Genomic DNA, 25844 nt, shown 5'->3' with positions numbered 1-25844 from the left:
GGCGCGGCGCGGGGGCCGAGAGCGGCGAGGCGACCCGCTCGACCGGCGCGGCGGCGCCGAAGCCCGGCCGCTCGGACAATGCCGCGGGGCGGGCGCGGGGCCGGTTGCGCAGGTCGGCGCCGAGCATCCGGATCTTCTGGACCAGGTCCTCGCGGAAGCTCGCCTGGGTGGTGACGCCGCGGTTGCCCTCGGGCTTGGGCAGGTAGTCGATGGCGCCGAGCGCCAGGCAGCGCAGCGAGATCTCGGCGTTGCGCTGGGTCAGGGTCGACATCATGACGACCTGGAGCCCGGGGCGCTTGGTCAGCATCTTGGGCAGCGCCTGGGTGCCGTCGAGCTCCGGCATCTCGATGTCGAGGAGCACGATGTCGGGCTGGACCCGGTCGAGGGCATCGAGCGCGATGCGGCCGTTCGCGGCGGTGCCGACGATCTCGCACCCGGCTTCCTCGAGCCACCGCGAGACCAGGCCGCGCACCACCACGGAATCGTCGGCCACCAGGACGCGGATGCGCGGTCCGGCGCTCGGGGACGGGTTGGAAGGCGCGGCGGAGGCGGCCATGGCGTTTCTCGGTCGGCGCCGCGCAGGCGCGGGCCAGGGGGGATCGGTCCCGGGTCGAGCCGGGGCTTCTTGTCGGGCCGGCCTCGCGAAAGGCCGACGGTACGACCGGCCTCGGGCGAGGCCGACGGCACGGACGGCCCTAGAGTGCCTCACGATCGCGTTGCAATCGCGAAGCTTTCTAGGTTTTTGATTTTGCCGCATTTTCTCCGACGAACCGGTATCCGCTTCGTCGAAAAATGCTCTAGGCCAGACCGACCGCCTGGAGCTTGGCGGTCATGATGTCCTTGTCGAAGGGCTTCATGATGTACTCGTCGGCCCCGGCCTGCAGCGCCCGGGCGATCGACGCGACGTCGTTCTCGATGGTGCAGAACAGAACCTTCGGGTGGTCGCCGTCCGGCAGGCGCCGCAGGGCGCGCAGGACGTCGTACCCGTCCATGTGCGGCATGTTCCAGTCGAGGAGCACCGCGTCGGGCATCGCCGACCGGCATTGCTCGACCGCCTCGCGGCCGTCCTCGGCTTCCGCCACCCGGAAGCCCAGGCCCTCGATGATCCGGCGGGCCACCTTGCGGATCACCGCCGAGTCGTCGACGATCAGGAACGTTCTCATCCGGCCGTCCCCGCGTCAGGCGGCGGTGGCGGCGGGCCGCTCGTCACCGAAGGCCAGGACCGCCTCGACGTCGAGGATGATCAGCAGGCGTCCGTCGAGACGGTGCACGCCGCGCGAGACCGCGCGCCAGCGGGTGTCGAGGTGGACCGGGTTCGGCTCGTAGGTGTCGTTGGCGAGCTTCATCACCTCCCCGACCTGGTCGACGAGCAGGCCGTAGGCCTCGCCGCCATGCTCCAGGCCGACCGCCATGTTGCGGCCGTCGCCGGTCCGGTCGGGCAGGCCGAGGCGCCGGCGCAGGCAGAGCGCCGTCACGACGCGGCCGCGCAGGTTGAGCAGGCCCTTGATCTCCGGCGGCGACAGCGGGACGTCGGTGAGGTTGGTGGCGATGAAGACGTCGTGCACCCGGTCGATCGGCAGGCCGAACAGCTCGTCGCCCAGGAGCACGGTGACGTAGTCGGTGGTCTCGCCGGTGGCTTGCGCGGGGGTGCCGGCGGTGTTCGTGTTGGCGGCCATCATGGGCGGGGCTCGGGCGTGTGAGGGGGATCGGGCGCCCGGACGCGGCGTGAGCGCGTCCGGGCGATCGCGGTCAGCGGGTCACGCCGCGGCGTCGAGGGGGGCGCTGGCGATCTCGTTGACCGCCGCCACCAGGCCGGAGCGATCGAACTTCGCCACGCAGTCGGCGACGCCCAGCGCCCGGGCACGGGCGATCGAGTCCGGCGCCATCGTGCCGGCGAGCGCCACCACCGGCATCTCGGCGAGACGGCCGCCGGCCTTGCGCATCGCCTCGATCAGGTCGAAGCCCGAGCGGCCCGGCATCTCGAGATCGCAGACCACGAGGTCGGTCCGGGCCTCGCCGAGGAGATGGCGCATCGCCTCCTCGGCATCGGCGGCCTGGGCGACGCGGAAGCCCGCCGCCTTGAGCACCGGGGTCAGCATCTCGCGGAAGAACGCCGAGTCATCGACGAGGAGCAGGCTCGGCGCCTTGGGCACCGCGCGGTGGGTCGGCTGACCCCAATCGTCGTGGGCGAGCGGCAGGTAGTGGGCGATGTTGACGATCTCGGTCGCCCGGTTGCGCACCACCGCCGAGCCGATCAGGTCCGAGCGCTCGGTCACCAGCTCGACATCCAGCACCTCGTCGACGATGTCGACGATCTCGTCGACCACGAGGCCCATCGAGCGCTCGCCGTCCGAGAACACCACCAGGGCCTGGGCGCCGTCGCGCTTCATCGCCTGGGCCGGATCGGCCGGGACGAGGGGCATCAGGCGGCCGCGGTACTGGATCAGCGGGCGCCCGCCGACCCACTCGATCTTCGAGGCGTCGATCTCCTCGAGGCGCGTGACCAGCGAGAGCGGCACCGCCTTGAGCGCGTCGCCGCCGCCCTTGAACACCAGCAGCGTCACGGCCTGATCGCCCGCGTTCTCGTCGCCCTCGGCCTCGGCCTCGATCTCGCCGGGCTGGCCGCTGGCCGTGCCCGAACCGACCATCCGGGCGACGCCGTTGGGATCGATGATCAGCACCACCGCCCCGTCGCCGAGGATGGTGTTGCCGGAGAAGAGCGGGATGTGCCGCAGCTTGGAGGACATCGGCTTCACGACGATCTCCTCCGTGTGGAAGACGCCGTCGACCAGGATGCCGAAGCGCTGGCGCCCGACCTGGCTCACCACCACGAAGCCCTCGTCGGTCGAGGCCGGGGCGTCGGGCGCGTCGAGGCCGAGCATCGCCGCCACCGGGACGATCGGCAGCAGGCGGTCGCGCAGGCGCAGGACCGGCGAGCCGTTGATGCGCTCGACCGCGTGGTCGGTGCCGGGCTGCACCCGCACCAGTTCCAGCACCGAGACCTGCGGGATCGCGAAGCGGTGCTCGCGGGCCGAGACGATCAGCGCCGCCACGATGGCGAGCGTCAGCGGGATCTTGATCGTGAAGGTGGTGCCGGCGCCGAGCTGGGTCTGGATGTCGATCGTGCCGCCGATCAGCTCGATGTTGGTCTTCACCACGTCCATGCCGACGCCGCGGCCGGAGACCGAGGTGACGGCCTTGGCGGTCGAGAAGCCGGCGTGGAAGATGAACTTCGCCACCTGGGCGTCGGTCATCCGCTCGACCTCGGCCTCGGTCGCGACGCCGCGCTCGACCGCCTTGCGGCGGATCGCCGACAGGTCGAGGCCCTTGCCGTCGTCGGCGATCTCGATCGTGATCGTGCCGCCCTCGTGGAAGGCGTTGAGGCGGATCGTCCCCTTCTCGGGCTTGCCGGCGGACTTGCGCTCCGCGCCCGACTCGATGCCGTGGTCGGCCGAGTTGCGCACCATGTGGGTGAGCGGATCCTTGATGACCTCGAGGACCTGGCGGTCCAGCTCGGTCTCGGCGCCCTGCATCACCAGGTCGATCTTCTTGCCGAGTTCCGACGAGAGGTCGCGCACCACCCGCGGCAGCTTCTGCCAGGCCGAGCCGATCGGCTGCATGCGGGTCTTCATCACCCCTTCCTGCAGCTCGGCGGTGACGTGGGACAGGCGCTGCAGCGGCACCTTGTAGTTGCCGTCCTCGTGACGGCGGGCGATCTCGAGGAGCTGGTTGCGGGTCAGCACCAGCTCGGACACCATCGTCATCAGGTGCTCGAGGGTGTCGACGTTCACCCGGATCGTCTGGACCTTGCTGACCGGGCCGCTCTCGCTCTCGGCGGCGGGCTGCGGCTCGGACCGCGCCGGCTCGGCGCGGCGGGCCTCGGCGGGCGCGGCGGCAGCGGCCTCCTGCCGGACGGGCTCCGGACGCGCCGCCGGCCGGACCGGCTCGGGCGCCGGCATCGGGGCGAGGGCCTCGGGGGCGGGCGCCTCGATCTCGACGGCGGTGTCGCGGAAGGCGCGCTCGAGATCGTCGAGGGAGACCTCGCCGGGCTTCAGGGCGCGCTCGAGCACCTGGGGCACCAGGGTGCCGGAGGCCGCCGGGGCGGCGACGGGAACCGGCTCGGGCGCCGGAACCGGCTCCTCCGACATGCGCTCGAGGGCGCCGATCAGGTCCTCGTCGACCCCCGCCGGCTCGCCGCCGGTGCGCTCGAGCTCGGCCAGGATCACCTTGATCCGGTCGAGGGTCTGGAGGATCAGGCTGACGGCCGGGCTCGTCACCGGCATCCCGTCGCGGAACTTGCCCATCAGGGTCTCGGCGGCATGCGCCAGCGCCTCGAGGCGCGGCAGGCCGAGGAACCCGCAGGTGCCCTTGATGGTGTGCACCAGACGGAAGATGTTCCGCAGGATCGTCTGGTTGTTCGGATCCTGCTCGAACCGGACGAGCTCGAGGTCGACAGTGTCCAGGTGCTCACCGGACTCCGTCAGGAACTCACGCAACAAATCGTCCATCGCGGCCACTCGTCGATCCACGCAGGATCTCTGCGCAGGCCTACGCTGCCACGGGAGCCTTTATGATCCGTTGCCGCCAATCCTCATACTGTACCCGCTCCGGGCATAACCGCCCGGAATCGGGGGAAAATCCGGCTCGCCGGAGAGAATCGCGAAGAGACCGGGGCTCGAACTGGCCGCCGGCCCTAGGGTTAGATGCCGTTACCGCCGTCCTGGTGGTCGTCGGAGTCCCGGACGTCCTCGACATCCCCGGCCGGGGCGGCGGCCGGCTCGGCCCGGATCGTGACCGTGTCGCCCTCGATCGAGAACCGCACGTCCATCTCGGCGGCGCGGGCGACGAGGCCGGCATAGAAGGGCTGGATCGCGTGGGCGTCGACGGTGCCGCTCTCCGGCGTCCCGGCGATCAGCTTCTCGACGTGGGGCGGGATGCGCGCATAGGCGCCCTTGGCGGTCAGCACGAAGACCGGGGCGTCGCCCTCGCCGGTGATCGAGACGTCGATCACCCCGCCGCGGGGGATCGCCGTCACGGCGATGACCACGAGGTTGAGGACGAGCTTCACCTTGTTCTTCGGAAACAGCGCCCGCGGCGCGCTCCAGGTCAGCTTGGTCTTCTCGTCGCCGAACATGCCACGGGCGACGTTCTCGGCGTCGGCGAGGTCGATGCTGGCCCCCGCCGAGCCCGCGGCCCCGAAGGCGATGCGGGCGAATTGCAGCCGGGCCGAGGCCTGCCTGGCGCTCTTGCGGATCAGGTCGAGGGCGAAGTCGCGCATCTCGGCGCTGTCCTCGTCCTCCAGCACCTCGAGGCCGTTGACGATGGCGCCGACCGGGCTGATCACGTCGTGGCAGACCCGCGAGCAGAGCAGCGCCGAGAGATCGAGGGCGTCGAGGGTGACGGTGGTCATGGGGCGCTCCGCGGGGCCGGCAGATGGGGCAGTCGGATGAAGGCGTGGATCGCGGCGGCTCCCGCCACGGTTTGCCGGCACGGATAGCCGCCGCGCGCCGGTTTGAAAAGGCGATCACGCTGCGGCCGGCCGCGCGGTCATCGACAAAGCCGCCGGCTGCGGGCATGACAACCGCATGACGTCCGCCCTCATGACGCCCGCCCTCGCCCTCGACCGTCTGCCCACGCCTTCCGAGCGCGACGCCGTCGCGGCCCGGCTCGCCGGGATCGCCGCGGCGGCCGGCGAGATCCTTCGGGAATTCGAGCGGGGCGGGTGCAGCCACCGCCTCAAGGCCGACGGCTCGCCGACGAGCCAGGCCGACCTCGCCGCCGAGGCGCTGATCGTCGCCGCGCTCGGCGAGACCTGGCCGGGCATCCCGGTGATCGCCGAGGAGACCGCCGCCGAGGCCGCACCGGCGGCCCTGTTCTTCCTGGTCGATCCCCTGGACGGGACGAAGGACTTCCTGAAGGGCACCGGCGAGTACACGGTCAACATCGCCCTGGTGGCCGGCGAGCGGCCGGTCGCCGCCGCCCTCGCCGCACCCGCCCTCGGCCGGGTCTGGGCGGCGGGTGCCGGGGCCGCGGAGGCCGCGCTCGTCGAGGGCCGTCCCGGTCCGTTCCGCCCCGTTTCGGCCCGGCCGCTCCCGCCGGAGGGGATGACGGCGCTCGTCAGCCGCAGCCACGGCGAGGCGGCGGACGAGGCCTGCCTCGCGAACCTGCCGATCGGCCGGCGGCGCGGGGTCTCCTCGGCGCTCAAGTTCGGGCTCCTCGCCTGCGGCGAGGGCGACGTCTACGTCCGCTGCGGCCCGACGATGGAATGGGATACGGCGGCCGGGGACCACATCCTCACCCAGGCCGGCGGCTGCCTCGTCGGCCCGGACGGGCGCCCCTTCGGCTACGGCCGCCTGCCCGGCCAGTACCGCAACGGCCCGTTCGCTGCCTTCGGCGACCCGTCGCAGGCCGGACGCGCCGTGCTGCCGGAGCGCTGCCCCGAACGGGGCGCCTGACCGGGAGCGCCGGCTCTCAGCCGCCGATCGCGGCGGCGGGCCGCAGGTCGGGCCAGCGCGCCTCGGCCGCGTCGAGCAGTTCGGGCGTGGCCCGCGCCCGGCGCTGCGCGTCCCGGAAGAGGTAGAGGCGGCCGTCGTACAGGCTCGCCACCAGGGGATCGGCGTCGACGAGGCGCCCGGCGGCGACGCCCTCCGGGTCGCAGCCGCCGAGCCGCGGCGCGTAGACCTCCGGCGCGCGCGAGAAGGCGCCCCGGTTCGCCGCGCTGGAAAAGCGCCAGACGAGACCCGACCAGACGTGGTCGTGCCCATCGGCCCCGGAGACCGGCTCGGACCCGAGCCGGTAGGAGACCGCGTCGTAGCCCCTGAGGGCGAGCCCGGTCAGGGGATCGGCCGCGTAGAGCGACGGCACGCCGAGCGGCGTCTCGGCCCGGGCCGGCCCGAGGATCGCGGCGGCGGGGAGAAGCGACAGCAGGCCGCGGCGCGTTAACCAGATCTTGCCCATATCCGCAGCATTCGTGGCATCCCGCCGCCGTCCGCGCCGGCCCTCCGACGAGAATCGGCCGGGCCGGTCACGACCTCCTTTAAGCCGGGATGCCTAACGAATGCTCTCAGCCTCCTCCGCCTCCTCGGCCCGGCAGAGCGCCGGAGTGTCGCGCCGGCGCGCCCTCGCGGCCCTGCTGCTCGCCGCCGCCGCCCTGCCCGCGGGCCTGCCCGGGCCCGCCGCCGCGCAGGGCCGCCGCCCGGGCGATCCGGGCACGTTCCAACCCCAGGAGATCGTCGATTCGGGCCACCAGTTCTTCGGCTCGGTCTCGCGCGGGCTCGCCCTGACGGTCCAGGAGGCGACGCGCCGCTGGGGCGAGCCGAACGGCTACATCCTGGGCCAGGAGGCCTCGGGAGCGATCATCGGCGGCGTGCGCTACGGCGAGGGCACGCTGTTCACCCGCAATGCCGGCCAGCGCAAGGTGTACTGGCAGGGCCCGTCCCTCGGCTTCGACGTCGGCGGCGACGGGGCCCGCAGCATGATGCTAGTCTACAACCTGCCGCGGGTGAACGCCCTCTACCGCCGCTTCGTCGGCATGGACGGCTCGGCCTACGTGGTGGGCGGCTTCGGCATGTCGGCGGTGACCGCCGACAACATCGTGGTGGTACCGATCCGGGCCGGCGTCGGCGCCCGGTTCGGGATCAATATCGGTTATCTGAAGTTCACCGACTCGCCGACCTGGAACCCCTTCTGAGGATCCGGCGGAGGGTCCGGACCGCGCGCGACGCGCCGGCCGGGCCGCGCTGGTCCTCGGGAGCGTCCCGTGGCAGGGTCCGGCCGCGACGCCGGTCCTGCTGCGCCGGGGCGCGTCGATCCGTTGCAACCGTCCGTGCGGGGCCCCGCCCGGACGCCGAGAAAGTATCGCCCGGGTGATCGAGTCCCTGATGTTCGTGGCGCTGGGGTTCCTCGGCGCCAGCCTGTGCGCCCTCCTGGTCCTGCCGGCGCTCAACGCCCGGGCCGAGCGCCTGACGCGCCGCCGGCTCGAGGCGCTCTACCCGATGTCGATCGTCGAGCTGACCGCCGAGAAGGACCACCTGCGGGCCGAGTTCGCGGTGCGCGAGCGCCAACTCGAGCGCCGGGTCGAGGAGGCGCAGGCGACCCGGCAGGCCGAGATGGAGGAGACCGGCCGGCGCACCGTGCGCCTCGGCGCGCTCACCGCCGAGATCGAGCGCCGCGACGCCCGGCTCGCCGAGCTGGAGCGCGACCTCATCGAGGCCCGGGGCGGCCTCGCCCGCGGCGAGGGCGAGCTGGCCGAGGCCCGCACCGCCCGGGCCGCCGCCGAGGAGGCGATGCGGGCGCTGGAGGGCCCCTACCAGCGGGCGCTGTCCGACCTCACGACCCTGCGCCAGGAGCTCGAGACCGTGAGCCGCGGCCAGGCCGAGGCCGAGACCGCCCGGGGCATCGCGGAGGAGCAGGTGCGGGCCGCCCGCGGCCGCGTCGCGGAGGCGGGGGAGAGCGTCGCCACCGCCGCCCGCGGGCAGGTCCAGGCCCTGGAGGACGCGCTCGCCGACCTGACCGCCCGCCACGCCGCCGAGATCGAGGGTGCGCGCGCCGAGATCGCGCGGCTGCAGGAGGCCGTGCGGACGGCCGGCACGCCGCCGGCCGAGATCGCGAACCAGAACGCGCTCCTCGAACGCCGGATCGCCGAGGTGGCCGACGCCCTGATGCAGGGGCGCGAGATCGTGCAGGGCCGGCCCGAGCCGCGCATGCCGCCGGCGACGCCGCTATCCCCGTCCGCGCCGCGCACCGCGCCCGCGACGGCCGGCTGACGGCCCGGCGCGGTGTGCCGTGCGGCACATCGCGGTCGCCCCGGCAGGTCCCCCGACCGACCGCGCGAGATCGGAAATGGCCCGGAAACATCGGGCAAGCCCTTGCCAGCGCTCGAACTTTCCGTCCGGTCCGGTCCGCCGCGGCGCCACCTCGGCCCGTTGCGGCGCGGCCTGCGGCACCCCGCGACCCTTGTCAGGTCGCCGGTTTCGGGCCATCTCGCTGCGACTTCCCACGTTTTGCAAGGCTTCGACAGACATGATGCTCAGGCCGATGTCGCTCGCCCTCCTGACTGCCGGCAGCCTGATGCTGCTCGCCGGCCCGGCTTCGGCCCAGCGGGACGACCCCAACCTGAAGAAGTACTGCACCGGCGATTACATGACCTATTGCGGCAACCTGCCGCCGGAAAGCCCCGAGGTCGATCGCTGCTTCGAGAAGAACATGAAGAAGATCTCGGTCAACTGCAAGCGCGCGATCGATTTCTACGAGCAGACGCAGAAGAAGTAAGGCGGACCCGGGCTCGCCGCGGCACGCACGGGCCCGTGTTCCGGGCGCGAGCCGGGCTCAGGCCGAGGCCTGTTCCCGGTTCGCGGCTTCGAGGGCCTCCGCCAAGTCCTCGATGCTGAAGGGCTTGCGCAGGACGGTCTCGCCGGGAGCCGGGCGGGGCCCCTCCTGGTCGCTGTCCGGCGGGTGGCCGGTGGCGAAGACCACCCGCAGGGCGGGCCTCCGCCGCCGCGCCTCGGCGGCGAGCGTCGGCCCATCGATGCCCGGCATCACCACGTCGGTAAACAGCACCGCCACCTCGCGCTCGCCGTCGAGCACCGCGAGCGCCGCGGCTCCGTCCGCCGCCGTGACTGTGCGATAGCCGAGCTCGCCGATCGTCTCGGCGCTGGCGAGCCGCACCGCGGCATCGTCCTCGACCACCAGGATCGTGCGCCGGGCCCGGTCGGGCGAGGGGGCGGCGAGCCGCGCCCGCCCGGCATCCTCGGCCGGCAACGCGTCCCGGCTCACCGGCAGGGTCAGCGTGATGGCGGTGCCCCGCCCCGGCTGGCTGTCGATCCGCACCCGCCCACCCGACTGCGTGACGAAGCCGTAGACCTGGCTCAGGCCGAGCCCGGTGCCCCGCCCCTGCGGCTTGGTGGTGAAGAACGGCTCGAAGGCCCGTGCCACCACCTCGGGCGGCATACCGGTGCCGGTGTCCCGCACGGTGATCGACACCCCCTGCGCGCCGTCCTCCAGGCTGCCCTGCGCGATCTCCAGGGTGAGGCGCCCGCCCCCCGGCATCGCGTCGCGGGCGTTGACCGCGAGGTTGAGGATCGCGTTCTCGAGCTGGTTCTGGTCGACGAAGACCGGCGGCGGGTCGGCCATCAGCCGGGTCTCGACCTGCACGGTCTCGCCCAGCGTGCGGCGAAGCAGGTCGACCATGCCGGCGACGAGGCGGTTCGGGTCGGTCGGGCGCGGCTCCAGCGGCTGCTGCCGGGCGAAGGCGAGGAGCCGGTGGGTGAGCTTCGCCGCCCGATCGGCGCCGTCGAGGGCGCCGGCGATGAAGCGGCCGACATCGGTGTCGCCCCGGGCGATGCGGCGCTGCACCAGCTCGAGCGAGCCGGTGATGACCGCGAGCAGGTTGTTGAAGTCGTGCGCGATCCCGCCGGTGAGCTGGCCCACCGCCTCCATCTTCTGCGACTGGCGCAGCTGGCTCTCGGCCGAGAGCCGCTGGGCGTGCTCGCGCTTGAGGTCGGCAAGCGCCTGCTCCTCGGCGCGAGCGCGGGCCAGCGCCAGCCAGGCCATCAGCACCAGGGTCAGGGCCGAGACCGTGGCGACGAGGCCGTAGATCCGCAGGTTGTCGTACCAGCGGTCGAGGGCGACGACGGTCTCGACCGAGAAGGCGACGTCGACCGGATAGTCGCCGATCCTGCGCCAGGCGTAGAGCCGCTCGGCCTCGCCGGGCGGTGTGCCGGTGATGGCGCCGCCCTGGGGCCTGGCGCGGATCGCCCGCAGCAGCGGATCGTCCGGACCGAGCCGCTCGTCGGCCTCCGGGCCGGGCGGCTCGCGCACCAGCACGGCGCCGTCGGCGCGCAGCAGCGTCGCCCGGTGGGCGGTCGGGGCGGCGATCTCGGCGTAGAAGCGGGCGAAGTACTCGGTACCCAGCGCGATCACGATCACCCCGTCGAAGCGCCCGTCCTCGGTCGAGCGCCGCCGGCTGACCATGAAGGCGGCGGAGCCGTCGGGCTCGCGCAGGGCCGGGCTGACATAGATGCCGATATCCTTCGGGCGGTGGACCGAGAAGACGTCGCGCTCAGCGAGCTCGCGACCGAGGTCGCCCTCGCGGCTCGAGGCGCGGATCCGTCCCTGCGGATCCACCACCCAGACCGCCCGGGCCTGCGCCAGCGGCGCCTTCAGGCTGGCGAGGAAGCCGCCGGTCGCCGGGGCCGATATCTGGGTCCAGCTGCGGTCGAAGACGTAGTCGTCGACCCGGTCCATCGCGAGCTCGGCGGTGTCGAACACCTTCGAGGCGTGCTCGTGCATCACCGCGGCGGTGCGCACGACGGCGCTGTCCTCTTCCCGCAGGACCTCGGCCCGGTTCCACCACGCCGCACCCACCAGGACGACGCACGGCACCAGGAAAGCCGCAGCGACGAGGAGCTGGTGCAGCCGCACCGTCGAAAGGCTCACGGGACACTCACAAACGCGACGGGGAGCCGACGCGGCGATCGGCGAGAAGCTTAACCGTTCGTTAACGGAAAGGCGAGCGAAACGATCGCCGCCCCGTCCTGCCGGCCCGCGGCTTCCCGGGCGGTGTGGCGCCCGGGCATCGGCCGCGAACCCTCCGGGGATCCCTGCAGGACATTCCCTGCGGCGGGAGCCGCCGCGGGCGGGCCCGGCCGCACTCTTCCGGCCCGGGCTCCAACGCTCCCTTAACGGCCACGCTCGAATGCGGTGCAACCACAGCGCCGGGCGGGCTCGCCTCGCGCGGCGCGGGCCGCTATGGTGCCGCCGCCACGCTTGTCCCCGGATCTCGCCCGTGTTCCGTCCCCGCCTCCTCGTCCTCCTCGGCCTGATCGCCCTCTCGGTCGCCGCCTGCGGCCGGCGCGGGCCGCTCGAGCCGCCGCCCGCCGCGGTGCCGGCGGCCCAGCCGAAGGCGAGCCCGGGTGCCGGGACCGCGCGGCCGAAGACGGGCGCGGCGGCGGTCAACACGCTGCCGGGCGGCGTCGGGCTCTCCGCGGGGGGCTCCGCCCCCGACGAGGAGGACGAGCTGCCCGCCGCCGCGATCGCCCCGCCGACCGGGCTCCCGGCCCCGACCGAGTCGTCCTCGCGCCGGCGCAAGGGCTTCACGGTGCCCCAGGGGCCGTTCCCGCTCGACCCGCTGCTGTGACCGCGCCGACGTGAGGGTGCAAAGGCGGTCCGGTTTCGTGTAGAGGGCGCGTCGCGCCGGATGCGGCGCGGCAGCGCCCCTTGGCGTCGGTCCCTCTCCCGGTCACTTCGCCATGCATCACTTCACCTACCGCAACGGCATGCTCCACGCCGAGGACGTCGACCTGTCGCGGCTCGCGGGCGCGGTCGGCACCCCGTTCTACTGCTACGCCTCCGCCACTCTGGAGCGGCACTACCGGGTCTTCGCCGAGGCGTTTTCCGGCGACGACGCGCTGGTCTGCTACGCCATGAAGGCGAACTCGAACCAGGCGGTGCTCGCCACCCTGGCGCGGCTGGGCGCCGGCATGGACATCGTCTCGGAGGGCGAGCTGCGCCGGGCGCTGGCCGCCGGGGTGCCGGGCGAGCGGATCGTGTTCTCGGGCGTCGGCAAGACCGAGGGCGAGATGGCCGCCGCCCTCGACGCCGGCATCCTGTGCTTCAACGTCGAGAGCGAGCCGGAGCTGGAGCAGCTGTCGCGGGTGGCCGCCGCCAAGGGCGCGACGGCGCCGGTCTCGATCCGGGTCAACCCGGACGTCGATGCCCGCACCCACGCCAAGATCTCGACCGGCAAGTCGGAGAACAAGTTCGGCATCCCGATCTCGCGCGCCCGCGAGGTCTACGACCGGGCGGCGCGCCTGCCGGGCCTGTCGCTCGTCGGCGTCGACATGCATATCGGCAGCCAGATCACCGATCTGGCGCCCTACGACAACGCGGCCGCCCTGCTCTGCGGGCTGGCCCGCGACCTGATGGCGGCGGGCCACCGGCTCCACCACGTCGATTTCGGCGGCGGCCTCGGCATCCCCTACCGCGACGACAACGCCCCGCCGCCGGACCCGGCCGCCTTCGCGGCGGTGCTGCGGCCGCACTTCAAGTCGCTCGGCCTGAAGCCCGTCTTCGAGATCGGCCGGATGATCGCCGGCAATGCCGGCGTGCTCGTCACCCGCGTGCTCTACGTGAAGCACGGCGAGGGCCGCACCTTCGTGATCGTCGACGCGGCGATGAACGACCTGATCCGCCCGACCCTCTACGAGGCCTACCATGCGCTCCGCCCGGTGGCCGAGCCGAAGGCCGAGGCGGGCCGGATCACCGCCGACGTGGTCGGCCCGGTCTGCGAGAGCGGCGACTACCTGGCGCTCGCCCGCGAGATGCCCGAGGTGAAGCCCGGCGACCTGATCGCCGTGATGTCGGCGGGCGCCTACGGCGCCGTGCAGGCCTGCACCTACAACACCCGGCCGCTGGTGCCCGAGGTGCTGGTGCGGGGTGCCGACCACGCGGTGATCCGGCCGCGCCAGAGCTACGAGGAGCTGATCGGGCTCGACCGGGTGCCGGAGTGGCTCGCGGCCTGATCGCTAAAATGCGACCGGTTTTTCGAACCGGTCGGCCAGTCCCCGCACGCTAACGTCCCGGCCAGTCACCGGGAGGACGTGAAGCGATGGCGCCCCAAGGCAACCTGCTCGCCCGTGCCGAAGCCGTGGTCGCGCGTGCGTTCCGCATCGCGGCCGAGCACGAGGTCACACTCGCCCATGCCCGCAGCGCCGTGCAGCCCCTGCGCGAGGCGGCGGCGCGGCAGGAAGGCGGCGTACCGGTCGGCCTGTCGGGCGGCGCGCCGCAGGACGCGGACCGGCAGCGCGCCGGCCGCCAGGCCTGAGCCGATTTGACCCGCTGGCCCGCTCGGGCCGGCGTGGTAGCCTGCCCGCTTCGCTCCCGCGCGGCTGCCGCGCGACGGAGCGCGAGCGGGAGCAGGGCATGACGAAGGCCGAGCCGGATACCGCGCGCAGCGCCGGGGCCCCGGAGAACCGGGCCGATCCGGTGCGCGCCGGGCTCGACCGGCTCGTGGCCCGGGCCGGTCGTGTGACCCTGTGGGAGCAGGCCTGGCCAATCCTGTGGCGCGGCCTCGCGGTCGTGCTGGTCTTCCTCGCCGCCTCGTGGCTCGGCCTGTGGCTCGATGCCGGCCCGCTCCTGCGGATGGCCGGGGTCGCGGTCTTCGGGCTGGCGCTCCTGGGCGCCCTCCTGCCGCTCCTGCGCCTGCGACGGATCGCCCGGCCGCAGGCGCTGGCGCGAATCGACCGGGACGCGGGCCTCGCCCACCGCCCCGCCCGCACGATCGAGGACAGCCTCGCGCTCGGGCGCGACGATCCCGGCACGCTGGCCCTGTGGGAGCTGCACCGGAGGCGCGCCGCCGCGGCGCTGACCCGTCTCAAAGTTTCGGGCCCGCGGCCCGGCATGGCCCGGCGCGACCCCTACGCCCTGCGCGCCGGCGCGATCCTCGCCGCCGTGGCCGGCGCCTTCGTGGCCGGCCCGGAGGCCGGCGAGCGCCTGCGCGCTGCCTTCGACTGGCGTGGGCCCGTCGCGGCCGCGCCGTCCTTCCGGGTCGACGGCTGGATCGACCCGCCGCTCTACACCCGGATGCCGCCGCTGATCGTGTCCCTGGCGGAGGCGGGCCAGCACCTGCGGGCGCCGGTGAACTCGACGCTCGTGGTGCGCATCGCCGGCGCCGGCGCCGCCACGGTGACGCCCGGGGCCGGCCTGAAGCCCTTGCCCGCCACCGCCCCGGCCCGGCCCGACCTGCGCGAGGAGCGCTTCACGCTCACCGGCGGCACCGCCGAGGTGTCGGTGCAGACCGGCTTCGCCTCGAGCCACCGCCTCACCGTCGAGACCATTCCCGACCGGCCGCCGGAGATCGCGTTCTCGGGCAACCCCGAGACCAACGGGCGCGGCACCTTCACCCTCGCCTACCGGGCCAAGGACGATTACGGCCTCGCCTCGGCGGAGGGCACCGTCGAGCCGCAGACGAAGGGGCGCAGCCTGGTGCCGCCGCCGCGCCTGGCCCTGACCCTGCCCTCCGACCCGCAGGGGACCACCGACACCCGCACCCTGGTCGACCTCACCGACAACCCCTGGGCCGGCGCCAAGGTGCTGCTGACCCTGGTGGCGAAGGACGAGGCGGGCCAGGAGGGACGCTCGGCTCCCCTCGCCTTCACGCTGCCGGGGCGATTCTTCACCAAGCCCCTGGCGCGTTCGCTGTCCGAGGAGCGCCGCCGTCTCGTCCTCGATCCCGACGGGAGCCGGGCACGGGTCGAGACCTCGCTCGACTCCCTCCTGATCGCGCCCGAGCGCTTCACGCCGCAATGGGGCGTCTTCCTCGGCCTCAAGGAGGCGGCACGGCGCCTGCGTGCGGCCCGCACCGACGAGGCGCTCACCGAGGTCGCCGACCTCCTGTGGACGATGGCGCTGCAGATCGAGGAGGGCGACCTCTCGGATGCCGAGAAGGCGCTGCGCGCCGCCCAGGACCGGCTGAAGGACGCGCTCGATCGCGGCGCCTCCGACCAGGAGATCGCCAAGCTCACCGACGAGCTGCGCCAGGCGATGGACCGTTTCCTGAAGGAATTCGCCGAGCGCCAGCAGCAGAACCCGCAGAACCCCGGGCAGCAGAGCCAGCAGGCCGACCGCACGGTGACGCCCGACGACCTGGCCAAGATGCTCGACCAGATGCAGGAGGCGATGAAGCGCGGCGACACCGCCGAGGCCCAGCGCCTGCTCGACCAGCTCCGCGGCATCCTGGAGAACCTGCAGACGGCCCAGCCGAACTCGCGCATGTCGGACCCGACCGCCCGCGAGATGAACCGCCAGATGCAGGATCTCGAGGCGATGACCCGCGAGCAGCAGGGACTGCGCGACGAAACCTTCCGCCAGGGCCAGGAGCGCCGCTTCGGCAATCGCGGTCAGCAGCAGCCGGGCCAGCAGGGACAGCGCCAGCCGGGTCAGCGCGGCCAGCAAGGCCAGCGTGGCGGCGAGCCGCAGCAAGGCGATGGTCAGCAGCAAGGCCAGCGCGGCCAGCAGGGCGGGCAGCAGCAGGGAGGATTGGGCGACCGCCAGCAGGGCCTGCGCCAGCGCCTGGAGGACATGCAGCGCAAGATGAAGGAACTCGGCATGCAGGGCGAGCAGGGCCTCGCCGATGCCGAGCAGGCGATGAAGGACGCCGAGAACGCGATCGGCCAGGGCCAGGACGGCTCCGCCGTCGACGCGCAGGGCCGCGCCCTCGAAGGCTTGCAGCGCGGCGCGCAGGGCATGGCCCAGCAGATGCAGCAGATGGGCCAGGACGGCGAGGGCCAGCAGGCCGACGGGCAGCAGGGCCAGGGCAACCCCAACCAGCCCGGCCGCCAGGGCGCCCGCGACAGCGACCCGCTCGGTCGGCCGACCCGCAGCCGCGATTTCTCCGACGGCCGCGTGCGGGTGCCGACCGCCGAGGAATCCGGCGTCGAGCGGGCCCGGCGCATCCTGGAGGAATTGCGGCGCAAGCTCGGCGACCCGAGCCGCCCGACGGAAGAGCTCGACTATTTCGAGCGCCTGCTGCGCCGTAACTGAGCGGCGTCCCGGCAACGAGAAACGGCGCGGCCCCGATGGGAGCCGCGCCGTTTCTCGTCGTGGTCGTTCGGTGAAGCGAGGGGACCGCCGCTGCGGCCCCACGCGCTCAGTTGAACAGGTTGAAGTGGTAGTTGATGCCGACCTTCAGCAGGTGGGCGTCGAGGCCGGTGCGGATGCCGAACTGGGTGCCGAGGGCGCGGAAGCGGACGTCGCGCTCGAGGTCGGCGTAGAGGTACTCGCCCTTCACCGACAGGGTCGGGGTGATCATGTATTCGAGGCCGGCGCCGACGGTGTAGCCGTCGACCGGGAGCGAAGCATTGAAGGAGGCCGGCAGGACGAGGCCCGGGCCCGTGGCGATGCCGCGGGCGCCGATCTCGGTGAAGGCCCAGCCGCCGGTGGCGTAGGCGAGCAGCGGACCCCAGGCATAGCCGACGCGGCCGCGGACGGTGACGAAGTAGGTGTCGGTCTTCAGGGCGCCGTTGGCGCTGGCGGTGCCGGCCGAGGCGCGGAACTCGTTGTGGATGTCGGCGTAGTTGGCGTCGACCTCGACGCCGACCACGAAGCCGTTGTTCGGCGTGAACTGGTAGTTGTAGCCGACGGTGCCGCCCGCCACGAAGCCGGCGGCCGAAGCCTCGCCGCGGGCGGCCGGCAGGGCGGCCGGGCGCGGGGAGGTCGTCGAGGCGCGGAAGTCGCCGCCGACGGCGCCGCCCGCGTTCACGCCGGCATAGAACCCGGTCCAGGTGAAGGCCGGCGGGGCCACCGGGTAGACCGGCGGCGGCGCGACGCGGCGCGGCAGATCGGCGGCCTGGGCGGCACCCGCGAGCGCGAGGAGGCCGGCGGTGGCGAGCAGGTAGGACTTCACGTGAACAACCCCCATGGTCGTCGGGCCGGCCCGATCATGCGGTCGCCGCCCGGTTCGGATCTCGTGCCGGGCGGACGCATCGCTGCGCCGCAGCAACCCGGCGCCGGCACACAATCATGATGGGCTGTTCGAGGCTATCGCATTTGTGCAACACCGAAGGCGACAGTCAAAGGTGAAGCGAAGGTGAATCCGTTGCCCTAATTATGGCGGTGACTTTGGGGCAGTCCGCCGATGACCGAACATATGGTCGAGCGCCATCTTTTCGCCGGCGACCGATCGCAGCCTACCGAACCCGCTCCGGCGGCGTGCCCCGCTCCTGCGGCGCGGGGCCGCCTCCCCGGATGCGCCCGATACGCCCTATCAGGCCATCGACCTCCCGCGAGCCCGGCCCCGAGCGATCATCCCGATGTCCAGCAACACCCTCGTCCTCGTCGCCTGCCTGGCGGTCGCCGCCGTGCTGCTCCTCGGCCTCGGCAACATGCTGCGCGGCGGCAGCGCCAACCTCTCGCAGCGCCTGATGCGGCTGCGGGTGCTGCTCCAGCTCGTCGCGATCGTGGTGATCATGGGGGTGCTGTGGTGGCGCGGCGGGTGACCTTGCGAGACTGTGGCGGGCCGGTCGCACGGGGTGGAAAACCATGCCCGCACGGATTGTGCGGCGAGACGGGACGCGAGCGCGAGGACTAGGGTGGATTCCGCCCCAGCCACGGGGCGGTGGACCGTTCGACAGATGCGCGTAATCCTTCCGAGCCTTGCCGCGGCGATCATGCTGGCCGCCCCGGCCGCCCAGGCCGCCGACCCCTCGGCGCTGGTCCCGTCCTACCGGCCGCCGGTCCAGCCGCTCAGCATCGTGTCGGAGTTCCGCATCGGCGGCTCCGCCCAGGATCCGGGCAGCAACGAGAAGAACACCAGCAACATCAACGGCGAGATCCTGTTCGCCAAGCCGGTCACCGGGCTCGACCGGTTCTGGGCCGCCTTCGTGCCGCGCCCGACGGTGGGCGGCAGCTACAACGTCGACGGCCGCACCAGCTACGCCTATCTCGGCGCGACCTGGACCGCCGACATCACCGACCGGATCTTCGTCGAAGGCTTCTTCGGCGCCGGCTTCCACGACGGCTATACCGGCCCGAAGGCCGGCGTGCCCAAGACCTTCAACGCGCTCGGCTGCAACCCGCTGTTCCGCGAGGCGGCGGCCGTCGGCTTCCGGCTCACCGAGCACTGGAGCGTGATGGCGACGATCGAGCACATGTCGAATGCAGGCCTCTGCGTCACGAATCGCGGCCTGACGAATTTCGGCGGCAAGATCGCTTATACGTTCTGATCGTCGACACGGCCCAGCGCCCGGCGCGGCGTTGGCGATGAATCCGGGATCCGGGCCGGCCCGACGATGGTGGCCCTGGCGCCTCGGCGCGGGCCCGCTACAACGTCGCTCATGACGGCGGGCCAACGGCCTGCCGAAGGGAGCCTGACCGTGGTCGTCCTCAACCGCATCTACACCCGCACCGGCGATACCGGCACGACGGCTCTGGCCAGCGGAGAACGCCGCTCGAAGGCTGACCTGCGGGTCGAGACCTACGGCACCGTCGACGAGACCAATGCCTGCCTGGGCCTCGCCCGCCTGCACACCACCGGCGAGCTCGACGCCATGCTCGGGCGGATGCAGAACGACCTGTTCGATCTCGGCGCCGACCTCGCCACCCCGGAGACCGGGGAGCCTCTCTCCTACGAGCCGCTGCGGATCGTCGCCGCCCAGGTCGAGCGGGTCGAGCGCGAGATCGACGCGCTCAATGCCGGCCTGTCGCCCTTGCGCTCCTTCGTGCTGCCGGGCGGGTCGGCGGCCGCCGCCGCCCTCCACCTCGCCCGCACGGTCTGCCGCCGGGCCGAGCGGCTGGCGGTGGCGCTCGCCGCCACGCCGGGCGAGACCGTCTCGCCGGTGGCGATCCAGTACCTCAACCGCCTGTCGGACTTCCTGTTCGTCGCCGCCCGGGTCGCCAACGACGGCGGGGCCGCCGACGTGCTCTGGGTGCCGGGCAAGACGCGCACCTGAGATGCCCCCTCCGGGCTCCGACAGGTACCGGCGCCCGCGCGGGCAACACGGGTCCCGCGCAGGTGCCGCGGGCTGCACTTAACGGTGGGGCGGCCGCCCGCCGGCGCGCGTTGACAATTGCGAAAATCGGCCGCTACGGTCCGCGCCACCGTGCTCCATCGGGGATGATCGCTGGCCGGCCGAGGGAGGGCCCGGTCACCATCGTCCCTTCGTCCTGAAGGATGCGACGATCATGAAGGTTCTGGTGCCCGTCAAGCGGGTGGTCGACTACAACGTGAAGATCCGGGTGAAGCCGGACGGCTCCGGCGTCGAGCTCGCCAACGTCAAGATGTCGATGAACCCCTTCGACGAGATCGCCGTCGAGGAGGCGATCCGCCTCAAGGAGAAGGGCAAGGTCACCGAGATCGTCGCCGTCTCGATCGGCCCGCAGCAGGCGCAGGAGACGATCCGCACCGCGCTCGCCATGGGCGCCGACCGCGGCATCCTGGTCAAGACCGACGCCGCCGTCGAGCCGCTCGCCGTCGCCAAGCTCCTCAAGGCACTGGTCGAAAAGGAGAGCCCGGATCTCGTCATCCTCGGCAAGCAGGCGATCGACGACGACTCGAACCAGACCGGCCAGATGCTCGCCGCGCTGCTCGGCTGGCCGCAGGGCACCTTCGCGTTCAAGCTCGAGGTCGCGGACGGCAACCTCGACGTGGTGCGCGAGATCGACGGCGGCCTGCAGACCCTGAACCTGACGCTGCCGGCGATCGTCACCACGGATCTCCGCCTCAACGAGCCGCGCTACGCCTCGCTGCCCAACATCATGAAGGCGAAGAAGAAGCCCCTCGACACCGTGGAGCCGGAGGCGCTCGGCGTCGACGTGAGCCCGCGCCTCAAGGTGCTCAAGACCGTCGAGCCGGGCGGCCGCAAGGCCGGCGTCAAGGTCGCCAGCGCCGCCGAGCTCGTCAACAAGCTGAAGGTCGAGGCGGGCGTCCTCTGAGGATCGCCGCGCTTCCCGCGAAAGGAAGGAACGACACGCCATGACCACCCTCCTGCTGGTCGAGCATGCCGGCGGCGCCGTGAAGGACGCCAGCACAAAGGCCCTGACGGCGGCCAAGCAGCTCGGCGCCCCGATCCACGCCCTCGTGGTCGGCGCCGATGCGCAAGGCGCGGCCGAGGCCGCCGCCAAGCTCGACGGGATCGAGAAGGTGCTGGTGGCCGCCGACGCCGCCCTCGACCACCTCCTCGCCGAGCCGACCGCGTCGCTGGTCGCCGAGCTCGCCGCGAACTACGACACCGTGGTCGCCGCCGCCTCGACCGAGGGCAAGAACGTGCTGCCGCGCGTCGCCGCCCTCCTCGACGTCGCGCAGGTCTCCGACATCATCAAGGTGGCGGGTCCCGACACGTTCGAGCGGCCGATCTACGCCGGCAACGCGATCCAGACCGTGCAGGCCACCGACGCCAAGCGGGTGATCACGGTGCGCACCGCCGCCTTCCAGGCGACCCCCGAGGGCGGCTCCGCCGCCCCGGTCGAAGCGGTGTCGGCCGCCGCTTCGCCCGCGGCGAAGTCGTCGTTCAAGGGCGAGGAGATCGCCAAGTCCGACCGTCCGGAGCTCGCCGGCGCGCGCATCATCGTGTCGGGCGGCCGCTCGCTCGGCTCGGCCGACAAGTTCAAGGAGCTGATCGAGCCGCTCGCCGATACGCTCGGCGCCGCGGTCGGCGCGTCCCGCGCGGCGGTCGATGCGGGCTACGCCCCCAACGACTGGCAGGTCGGCCAGACCGGCAAGGTCGTGGCGCCGGACCTCTACGTCGCGGTCGGCATCTCGGGGGCGATCCAGCACCTCGCCGGCATGAAGGACTCGAAGGTCATCGTCGCGATCAACAAGGACGAGGAGGCGCCGATCTTCCAGGTCGCCGATTACGGCCTCGTCGGCGACCTTTTCCAGGTCGTGCCGGACCTGCAGCAGGAAATCGCCAAGGCCAAGGGCTGATTGGCCGAAGCTGAAACGCCCGCCCCCCGCGCCGATCGCGCGGGGGGCGGCATCGAGACCCTTCCGGGCTCCGCTGGAACCCTTCGCATCTGCGAAGGCGCGATGATATGAACGGTCTGGACCGCGTGGCGGGAAGGCAGGGTGTGATGGGCATCGAGATCAAGACGGTCGGGATCATCGGGGCCGGCCAGATGGGCAGCGGCATCGCCCATGTCTGCTCCCTGGCCGGTCTCGACGTGCGGATGAACGACCGCGATCCCGAGCGCCTGAAGAACGGCCTCGCCACCGTCAACGGCAACCTGCAGCGCCAGGTCTCGAAGGGCGCGATCACCGAGAGCCAGCGCCGCGACGCGATCGAGCACATCATCGCGGTCGATTCGTTCGACGATTTCGGTCCCTGCGACCTGGTGATCGAGGCGGCCACCGAGGACGAGGTGATCAAGCGCAGCATCTTCAGCGCGCTCTGTCCGTCCCTGCGCCCCGAGACGATGGTGGCGACCAACACCTCGTCGATCTCGATCACACGCCTTGCCGCCTCGACCGACCGGCCGGAGCGGTTCATCGGCATCCACTTCATGAACCCGGTGCCGGTGATGCAGCTCGTCGAGCTGATCCGCGGCATCGCCACCGAGGACCCGACCTACGAATCGGCCAAGGCCTTCGTGCGGCGCCTCGGCAAGATCGTGACGGTGTCGGAGGATTTTCCGGCCTTCATCGTCAACCGCATCCTGCTGCCGATGATCAACGAGGCGATCTACACCCTCTACGAGGGCGTCGGCTCGGTCGATTCGATCGACACCGCGATGCGGCTCGGCGCCAACCACCCGATGGGCCCGCTCCAGCTCGCCGACTTCATCGGCCTCGATACCTGCCTGTCGATCATGCAGGTGCTCTACGAGGGCCTGGCCGATTCGAAGTACCGCCCCTGCCCGCTCCTGGTGAAGTACGTCGAGGCCGGCTGGCTCGGCCGCAAGACCAAGCGCGGCTTCTACGATTACCGCGGCGCGGAGCCGGTGCCGACCCGCTGAGGGCCGGAGCTCCCCGTCCGCTCGCCTAGAGCACTTCACGATCGCGCTGCAATCGCGAAGCTCTCCAAGTCTTTGTTTTGGCGCATTTTCCGCGACGAACCGGTTTCCACTTCGTCGGAAAATGCTCTAGGCGGATCACGCCACCGCGGCCTTGCGGGACTTGGCCGTATTGCGGGCCGGCCAGCCGAGGGCGACGAGCCGCGCCTTGGCGTGCTCGCGCACCTCGTCGCGCAGGCCCGGCGCCATCGCCGCCAGGACGGCCTGGGTCTCGGGCGCCAGCATCAGGTCGGTGACCGCGTTGATCGACTGCGCCTCGTCGATCCGCGCCGTCAGATCGGCGTCGGTCGCGCTGCCGCCCGTCTCGGCCGGCGGCAGGTCGGCATCGTTCGCGGGCCCGGCGTTGCGGTCCTCCTCCGGCGCCGGACCGGCCCGGCGCGCCGGGGCGTTGGCGGCCACGAGGTCGGGACGGCTCGCCTTGAACTCGTCGGCCTCGTCCTCGGAATAGAGCAGGCCATGCAAGCCGGCGAGCTTGAGGATCACCCGGTCCTTGGCCCGCTTCTCCGCCATGGCGAAGACGTAGGCCGCCTGGCGGCCCGAAACGCGGTAGTTCACGCCGATCAGCGCCTCGCCGATCGACCACTCGGTGCGGTCGCCGTTCGGGCCCGGCATGTGGCCGGTCACCAGGATCACCGCCTCGTCCCGCTCCGCCCGCACGATCACCGGCGCATCGAAGCGGATGCGGGCCTGCACGGCGATCCGCTCCAGGGCCTTGTGGTAGATCACGGCGGTGCCCTGCACGCGCCAGACGTTGCCGGCGAGCGGCTCGCCGTAGGTGGCGAGGATGTCGGCGATCTGCTTGTCGGTGGTTGCGCTCATCTCGATCGATCTCACCTGCTGACGGCGGGCGCCCGGCGGACCGGTTCGCTCGTTCCGTATTTGTTCTCTAGCACGCCGCCATCCGGTTCGCGAGGGTTTTCGCGCGTGTGCCGCGAGACGAGATCGCTGCGGCCCGGGATTTTTCGTCGCAGCGTGGCCACTCATTCGTCCCAGCGCCAAGCTGCCGCCGGATCGGTCACCCCATAGCGCCACGACTCTCGGAGCACGAGGATTGGGTCGCGTTGCCGAACCGGATCATGTTCGCTAAATGTTCTTATAGAGAGACACCACCTCGACTGTAGCGGATCGCGTGGCGCGCGCCGCCACCCGCCCGGAGCCCCGCATGAGCACGCCCGCCCTCCTCGATTCCTCGGCCTTGCTCGAGCGGCCGGGCCAGCGCCGCAGCGCCGTGCGCAGCCCCTCGCCCCGACGCGCCGCGCCGCTCGTCGCGGCTGTGCCGCGCCAGGCGCTGGTCGCGGATTTCCTGGCCATCGCGGCCCTCGATCCGGGGGTGGAGCGGCTGAAGGCGGCACCGACGCCGATCCGCCTGCCGCTGGGCGACGGAATGATCGAGCACGCCGCCGATTTCGAGCAGGTCCGCACCGACGAGCCGGGCCTCCTCGTCGACGTGGTGGCGGAGGCCGACCTCAGCCGCCATCCCTTCCGCACCGCCTACGTGGCGGGCGAGCCGGTGGTGGCCGAGGACGGGCGGCGCTTCGTCATCGAGAGCGCGGCCTCGCTGCGGGCCGAGCCCCGGATCTCGACGGTGCGGCTGATCATGGCCTGCCGCCGCACCTACGTCTCGGCCGGCGACCGGGTGCGCATCCTGCACCACCTCGACGAATGCGGCACCGGCCGGCTGGTCGACTGCGCCGGGATGGCGATCAACGCCCAGGACGGCGTCGCGGCGGTGCTGGCGCTCGCCGTCGAGGGTCTGCTGGCGGTCGATATCGGCCGGCCGATCCTGCCCGAGACCGCAGTGCGCCGGCGGCCGTTGCCTTATCCCGATCCGTTCGGGTTCTAAAGGCCTGCTTGACTTGCGACGACACAATCGTGACGGGATCTTCTATGCTACCCTCAACCTCATCCTGAGGTGCGAACGCCGCGATCATCGAAGGAGGGATCCAGCGATCTAGGAGTCTTCTGGAGCCTTCCTTCGAGGTCAGTCGATCAGAGATCGACTAACATCTCACGATAAGATTGCTGATGGGATAAATTATTTCGACCGGCCGAACAGACTCTAACTCTCCCTCCTCGGAGTGTTTAATCGAGCGGATCGAACGGACATCGTATCAAGTCCCGCGCCGGGCCACCGCCGCCTCGATCAGCGAGCGGATCGCCGCCTGGACCGGCGCCGGCGTCGCGTCGCGCACGAACTTCGCCTCGATCTCCTCCCGGATCAGGGCGCCGTCGTCGCTGCGGGCGAGGTCGGTGGCGGTCTCGGCCTGGAGCAGCGACACGAAGGCGCTCTCGATCCGGCCGATCGCCTCCGGCGAGGCATCGGCGGCGACCTGGCGGCCGGTGAGGTCGAACACGTCGGCGACGTGCGGCAGGCGCTCCTCGGTGAGCGAGAGATCGCCGGCGAGCACGTAGACCGCGGGGATGTGGGCGATCAGGTCGACCGAGCCGCGGGTGATGTTGCCCGGGTTGAACCAGCGCGTTTCCCCGACCTGCATCGGGGCGTGGCGCTTGTGGACGTGGCCGTTGATCGCGAGCGCGCAGCCACGGATCGCCTCGGGCGGCACCGCGCCCGGATAGCCCGCCCCGAAGGCGAGGTCGTGGTGGGTGAGCCAGAGGACGGCATCGGCCTGCGGGATCAGCCCGCGGACATCCGTGGGGATCGCCTGCCCGAACGGCGTCGCGCCGAAGCCGAGGCGGCGGTCGTTCACGGCGTAGAGCGCCGCCGGGCCGGATTCCGGCACGACGTCGAGGACGTCGCTCACCGCCAGCATCGCCAGGCTGTCGCCGTCGGACAGGCGGGTATGGCGGATGTCGTGGTTGCCGACATTGGCGAGCGGCCGGTGCCGGAAGCCCTTGAGGATGCGGATCAGCCGCGACTTCAGGCTCTCGTCGGGCTCCACCGGGCGCTCGAACAGGTCGCCGAGGAGCACCGGCGCGAGGTCGCGGGCATTCGCCAATGCCACGCAATGCTCGAGCTTGTTCAGGACCGGCGCCGGCCAGTCCGGGTCCCTGCGCCGCCCGGGCCGGCGCGACGAGACGTGGGGATCGCCGATCACGAGGAGACCGGCGCAGGCGACCGGCGCGGCGTCGAGCCGCTCGCGTCCGAGGATCATGCGGCATCCCCCGTGCCGGAGTGGCGGTGGCCGACGAGAAGGGAGGCGGGTGCCACGGGGGTGCCGCAGGCCGGGCAGCGCCCGCCGGTGGCGGCGAGGACCACTTCCATCTCGGCCTCGGCGACGGCGAGCCCGTCCCGGGCCGCGGCCGCGCGTCCCCGCGCCGCGGCGAGGCGCCGGCCGGTCTCGGCGAGGCGTTGCGCCGTCGCGGCGGCATCGGGGCGGAGC

General features: G+C 72.3%; 25 protein-coding genes and 1 pseudogene. 15 read left to right on the top strand and 11 right to left on the bottom strand.

Going from position 1 to position 25844, the window contains the following annotated elements:
- The 5 genes from HPY23_RS19560 to chpT form a co-directional block, all read right to left on the bottom strand.
- On the bottom strand, positions 1-556 hold a 556-nt coding region (locus HPY23_RS19560; protein WP_200649664.1), incomplete at its 3' end, for a response regulator.
- 241 nt (positions 557-797) lie between these two features.
- Positions 798-1163, bottom strand: a complete 366-nt coding sequence (locus HPY23_RS19555; RefSeq protein ID WP_060848868.1) for a response regulator — start codon at positions 1161-1163, stop codon at positions 798-800.
- 15 nt (positions 1164-1178) lie between these two features.
- Entirely contained in the window at positions 1179-1679 is a 501-nt protein-coding gene (locus HPY23_RS19550) for a chemotaxis protein CheW (RefSeq protein ID WP_060848869.1), read from the bottom strand.
- 78 nt (positions 1680-1757) lie between these two features.
- The gene (locus HPY23_RS19545) at positions 1758-4508 is read right to left on the bottom strand and encodes a hybrid sensor histidine kinase/response regulator (RefSeq protein ID WP_200649663.1); all 2751 of its coding nucleotides are present in this window, start codon (positions 4506-4508) and stop codon (positions 1758-1760) included.
- A gap of 191 nt (positions 4509-4699) precedes the next feature.
- A complete protein-coding gene (gene chpT / locus HPY23_RS19540) occupies positions 4700-5410 on the bottom strand; it encodes a histidine phosphotransferase ChpT (RefSeq protein ID WP_060848871.1) in 711 nt (236 codons plus the stop codon).
- 175 nt (positions 5411-5585) lie between these two features.
- Here chpT and HPY23_RS19535 point away from each other — a divergent pair, with 175 nt between their 5' ends.
- Entirely contained in the window at positions 5586-6455 is an 870-nt protein-coding gene (locus HPY23_RS19535) for a 3'(2'),5'-bisphosphate nucleotidase CysQ family protein (protein ID WP_236012734.1), read from the top strand.
- A 16-nt stretch (positions 6456-6471) separates the two neighbouring features.
- Here the strand turns inward: HPY23_RS19535 and HPY23_RS19530 are convergent, their stop codons facing one another.
- Complete coding sequence (locus tag HPY23_RS19530) at positions 6472-6957, bottom strand: YHS domain-containing (seleno)protein (RefSeq protein WP_091887555.1); 486 nt, start codon at positions 6955-6957, stop codon at positions 6472-6474.
- A gap of 100 nt (positions 6958-7057) precedes the next feature.
- Between HPY23_RS19530 and HPY23_RS19525 the strand changes: the two genes are divergently transcribed.
- The 3 genes from HPY23_RS19525 (at position 7058) to HPY23_RS19515 (ending at position 9270) form a co-directional block, all read left to right on the top strand.
- On the top strand, positions 7058-7690 hold the full coding sequence (locus HPY23_RS19525; protein WP_091754039.1) for a DUF1134 domain-containing protein: 633 nt from the start codon (positions 7058-7060) through the stop codon (positions 7688-7690).
- Positions 7691-7865: 175 nt separating this feature from the next.
- Positions 7866-8765, top strand: coding sequence for a hypothetical protein (locus HPY23_RS19520; RefSeq protein WP_091887557.1), 900 nt, complete (start codon positions 7866-7868; stop codon positions 8763-8765).
- 256 nt (positions 8766-9021) lie between these two features.
- Positions 9022-9270, top strand: coding sequence for a 3',5'-cyclic-nucleotide phosphodiesterase (locus HPY23_RS19515; protein WP_091887559.1), 249 nt, complete (start codon positions 9022-9024; stop codon positions 9268-9270).
- 57 nt (positions 9271-9327) lie between these two features.
- Here the strand turns inward: HPY23_RS19515 and HPY23_RS19510 are convergent, their stop codons facing one another.
- On the bottom strand, positions 9328-11436 hold the full coding sequence (locus HPY23_RS19510; protein WP_091887561.1) for a hybrid sensor histidine kinase/response regulator: 2109 nt from the start codon (positions 11434-11436) through the stop codon (positions 9328-9330).
- Positions 11437-11785: 349 nt separating this feature from the next.
- On the opposite strand from HPY23_RS19510, the gene lptM reads away from it, so the two are divergent.
- The 4 genes from lptM (at position 11786) to HPY23_RS19490 (ending at position 16539) form a co-directional block, all read left to right on the top strand.
- Positions 11786-12136 carry an LPS translocon maturation chaperone LptM gene (gene lptM, locus HPY23_RS19505; protein WP_060848877.1) on the top strand — a complete coding sequence of 117 codons (351 nt, stop codon included), beginning with the start codon at positions 11786-11788 and terminating at the stop codon, positions 12134-12136.
- Positions 12137-12248: 112 nt separating this feature from the next.
- The gene (lysA, locus tag HPY23_RS19500) at positions 12249-13520 is read left to right on the top strand and encodes a diaminopimelate decarboxylase (RefSeq protein WP_091887563.1); all 1272 of its coding nucleotides are present in this window, start codon (positions 12249-12251) and stop codon (positions 13518-13520) included.
- A gap of 86 nt (positions 13521-13606) precedes the next feature.
- Entirely contained in the window at positions 13607-13822 is a 216-nt protein-coding gene (locus HPY23_RS19495) for a hypothetical protein (protein ID WP_060848879.1), read from the top strand.
- Positions 13823-13920: 98 nt separating this feature from the next.
- The gene (locus HPY23_RS19490; protein ID WP_091887564.1) at positions 13921-16539 is read left to right on the top strand and encodes a TIGR02302 family protein; all 2619 of its coding nucleotides are present in this window, start codon (positions 13921-13923) and stop codon (positions 16537-16539) included.
- A gap of 106 nt (positions 16540-16645) precedes the next feature.
- On the opposite strand, the gene HPY23_RS19485 is transcribed toward HPY23_RS19490, so the two are convergent.
- On the bottom strand, positions 16646-17401 hold the full coding sequence (locus tag HPY23_RS19485; RefSeq protein WP_060848888.1) for an outer membrane protein: 756 nt from the start codon (positions 17399-17401) through the stop codon (positions 16646-16648).
- Between the two features lie 406 nt (positions 17402-17807).
- On the opposite strand from HPY23_RS19485, the gene HPY23_RS19480 reads away from it, so the two are divergent.
- From HPY23_RS19480 to HPY23_RS19455, 6 genes are all read left to right on the top strand, one after another.
- Positions 17808-17993: a twin transmembrane helix small protein gene (locus tag HPY23_RS19480; protein WP_060848889.1), complete on the top strand. Its 186-nt coding sequence runs from the start codon at positions 17808-17810 to the stop codon at positions 17991-17993.
- Between the two features lie 135 nt (positions 17994-18128).
- Positions 18129-18719, top strand: coding sequence for an acyloxyacyl hydrolase (locus HPY23_RS19475; RefSeq protein ID WP_091887566.1), 591 nt, complete (start codon positions 18129-18131; stop codon positions 18717-18719).
- 150 nt (positions 18720-18869) lie between these two features.
- The gene (locus tag HPY23_RS19470; RefSeq protein ID WP_060849592.1) at positions 18870-19445 is read left to right on the top strand and encodes a cob(I)yrinic acid a,c-diamide adenosyltransferase; all 576 of its coding nucleotides are present in this window, start codon (positions 18870-18872) and stop codon (positions 19443-19445) included.
- A 232-nt stretch (positions 19446-19677) separates the two neighbouring features.
- The gene (locus HPY23_RS19465; protein ID WP_091754049.1) at positions 19678-20427 is read left to right on the top strand and encodes an electron transfer flavoprotein subunit beta/FixA family protein; all 750 of its coding nucleotides are present in this window, start codon (positions 19678-19680) and stop codon (positions 20425-20427) included.
- Positions 20428-20467: 40 nt separating this feature from the next.
- Positions 20468-21418, top strand: coding sequence for an electron transfer flavoprotein subunit alpha/FixB family protein (locus tag HPY23_RS19460; RefSeq protein ID WP_091887568.1), 951 nt, complete (start codon positions 20468-20470; stop codon positions 21416-21418).
- A 146-nt stretch (positions 21419-21564) separates the two neighbouring features.
- On the top strand, positions 21565-22446 hold the full coding sequence (locus HPY23_RS19455; RefSeq protein ID WP_091754051.1) for a 3-hydroxybutyryl-CoA dehydrogenase: 882 nt from the start codon (positions 21565-21567) through the stop codon (positions 22444-22446).
- Positions 22447-22581: 135 nt separating this feature from the next.
- Here the strand turns inward: HPY23_RS19455 and HPY23_RS19450 are convergent, their stop codons facing one another.
- On the bottom strand, positions 22582-23322 hold the full coding sequence (locus HPY23_RS19450; RefSeq protein ID WP_091887629.1) for a trna delta -isopentenylpyrophosphate transferase: 741 nt from the start codon (positions 23320-23322) through the stop codon (positions 22582-22584).
- Positions 23323-23665: 343 nt separating this feature from the next.
- On the opposite strand from HPY23_RS19450, the gene HPY23_RS19445 reads away from it, so the two are divergent.
- Complete coding sequence (locus tag HPY23_RS19445) at positions 23666-24346, top strand: hypothetical protein (RefSeq protein ID WP_091887569.1); 681 nt, start codon at positions 23666-23668, stop codon at positions 24344-24346.
- Positions 24347-24614: 268 nt separating this feature from the next.
- Here the strand turns inward: HPY23_RS19445 and HPY23_RS19440 are convergent, their stop codons facing one another.
- Together HPY23_RS19440 and HPY23_RS19435 are read right to left on the bottom strand one after the other, a co-directional pair.
- Positions 24615-25616: a hypothetical protein gene (locus tag HPY23_RS19440; RefSeq protein WP_091887572.1), complete on the bottom strand. Its 1002-nt coding sequence runs from the start codon at positions 25614-25616 to the stop codon at positions 24615-24617.
- Positions 25613-25844 (bottom strand): annotated as a pseudogene (locus HPY23_RS19435) (AAA family ATPase); the annotation flags it as partial. The pseudogene HPY23_RS19435 and the gene HPY23_RS19440, both read right to left, overlap by 4 nt.

This window comes from Methylobacterium ajmalii, from assembly GCF_016613415.1.
GTDB lineage: Bacteria > Pseudomonadota > Alphaproteobacteria > Rhizobiales > Beijerinckiaceae > Methylobacterium > Methylobacterium ajmalii.
This window is presented reverse-complemented; position numbering and strand designations above follow the sequence as displayed.

What these genes read in the sequence shown, in the direction of transcription:
- HPY23_RS19480 (WP_060848889.1), top strand. Translation starts at nt 17,808, where the DNA reads ATGTCCAGCAACACCCTCGTCCTCGTCGCCTGCCTGGCGGTCGCCGCC.
- HPY23_RS19455 (WP_091754051.1), top strand. Translation starts at nt 21,565, where the DNA reads ATGGGCATCGAGATCAAGACGGTCGGGATCATCGGGGCCGGCCAGATG.
- HPY23_RS19515 (WP_091887559.1), top strand. Translation starts at nt 9,022, where the DNA reads ATGATGCTCAGGCCGATGTCGCTCGCCCTCCTGACTGCCGGCAGCCTG.
- HPY23_RS19495 (WP_060848879.1), top strand. Translation starts at nt 13,607, where the DNA reads ATGGCGCCCCAAGGCAACCTGCTCGCCCGTGCCGAAGCCGTGGTCGCG.
- HPY23_RS19550 (WP_060848869.1), bottom strand. Translation starts at nt 1,679, where the DNA reads ATGATGGCCGCCAACACGAACACCGCCGGCACCCCCGCGCAAGCCACC.
- HPY23_RS19555 (WP_060848868.1), bottom strand. Translation starts at nt 1,163, where the DNA reads ATGAGAACGTTCCTGATCGTCGACGACTCGGCGGTGATCCGCAAGGTG.
- HPY23_RS19450 (WP_091887629.1), bottom strand. Translation starts at nt 23,322, where the DNA reads ATGAGCGCAACCACCGACAAGCAGATCGCCGACATCCTCGCCACCTAC.
- chpT (WP_060848871.1), bottom strand. Translation starts at nt 5,410, where the DNA reads ATGACCACCGTCACCCTCGACGCCCTCGATCTCTCGGCGCTGCTCTGC.
- HPY23_RS19530 (WP_091887555.1), bottom strand. Translation starts at nt 6,957, where the DNA reads ATGGGCAAGATCTGGTTAACGCGCCGCGGCCTGCTGTCGCTTCTCCCC.
- HPY23_RS19490 (WP_091887564.1), top strand. Translation starts at nt 13,921, where the DNA reads ATGACGAAGGCCGAGCCGGATACCGCGCGCAGCGCCGGGGCCCCGGAG.
- HPY23_RS19535 (WP_236012734.1), top strand. Translation starts at nt 5,586, where the DNA reads ATGACGTCCGCCCTCATGACGCCCGCCCTCGCCCTCGACCGTCTGCCC.
- HPY23_RS19525 (WP_091754039.1), top strand. Translation starts at nt 7,058, where the DNA reads ATGCTCTCAGCCTCCTCCGCCTCCTCGGCCCGGCAGAGCGCCGGAGTG.
- HPY23_RS19465 (WP_091754049.1), top strand. Translation starts at nt 19,678, where the DNA reads ATGAAGGTTCTGGTGCCCGTCAAGCGGGTGGTCGACTACAACGTGAAG.
- HPY23_RS19460 (WP_091887568.1), top strand. Translation starts at nt 20,468, where the DNA reads ATGACCACCCTCCTGCTGGTCGAGCATGCCGGCGGCGCCGTGAAGGAC.
- lysA (WP_091887563.1), top strand. Translation starts at nt 12,249, where the DNA reads ATGCATCACTTCACCTACCGCAACGGCATGCTCCACGCCGAGGACGTC.
- HPY23_RS19445 (WP_091887569.1), top strand. Translation starts at nt 23,666, where the DNA reads ATGAGCACGCCCGCCCTCCTCGATTCCTCGGCCTTGCTCGAGCGGCCG.
- HPY23_RS19475 (WP_091887566.1), top strand. Translation starts at nt 18,129, where the DNA reads ATGCGCGTAATCCTTCCGAGCCTTGCCGCGGCGATCATGCTGGCCGCC.
- HPY23_RS19440 (WP_091887572.1), bottom strand. Translation starts at nt 25,616, where the DNA reads ATGATCCTCGGACGCGAGCGGCTCGACGCCGCGCCGGTCGCCTGCGCC.
- HPY23_RS19545 (WP_200649663.1), bottom strand. Translation starts at nt 4,508, where the DNA reads ATGGACGATTTGTTGCGTGAGTTCCTGACGGAGTCCGGTGAGCACCTG.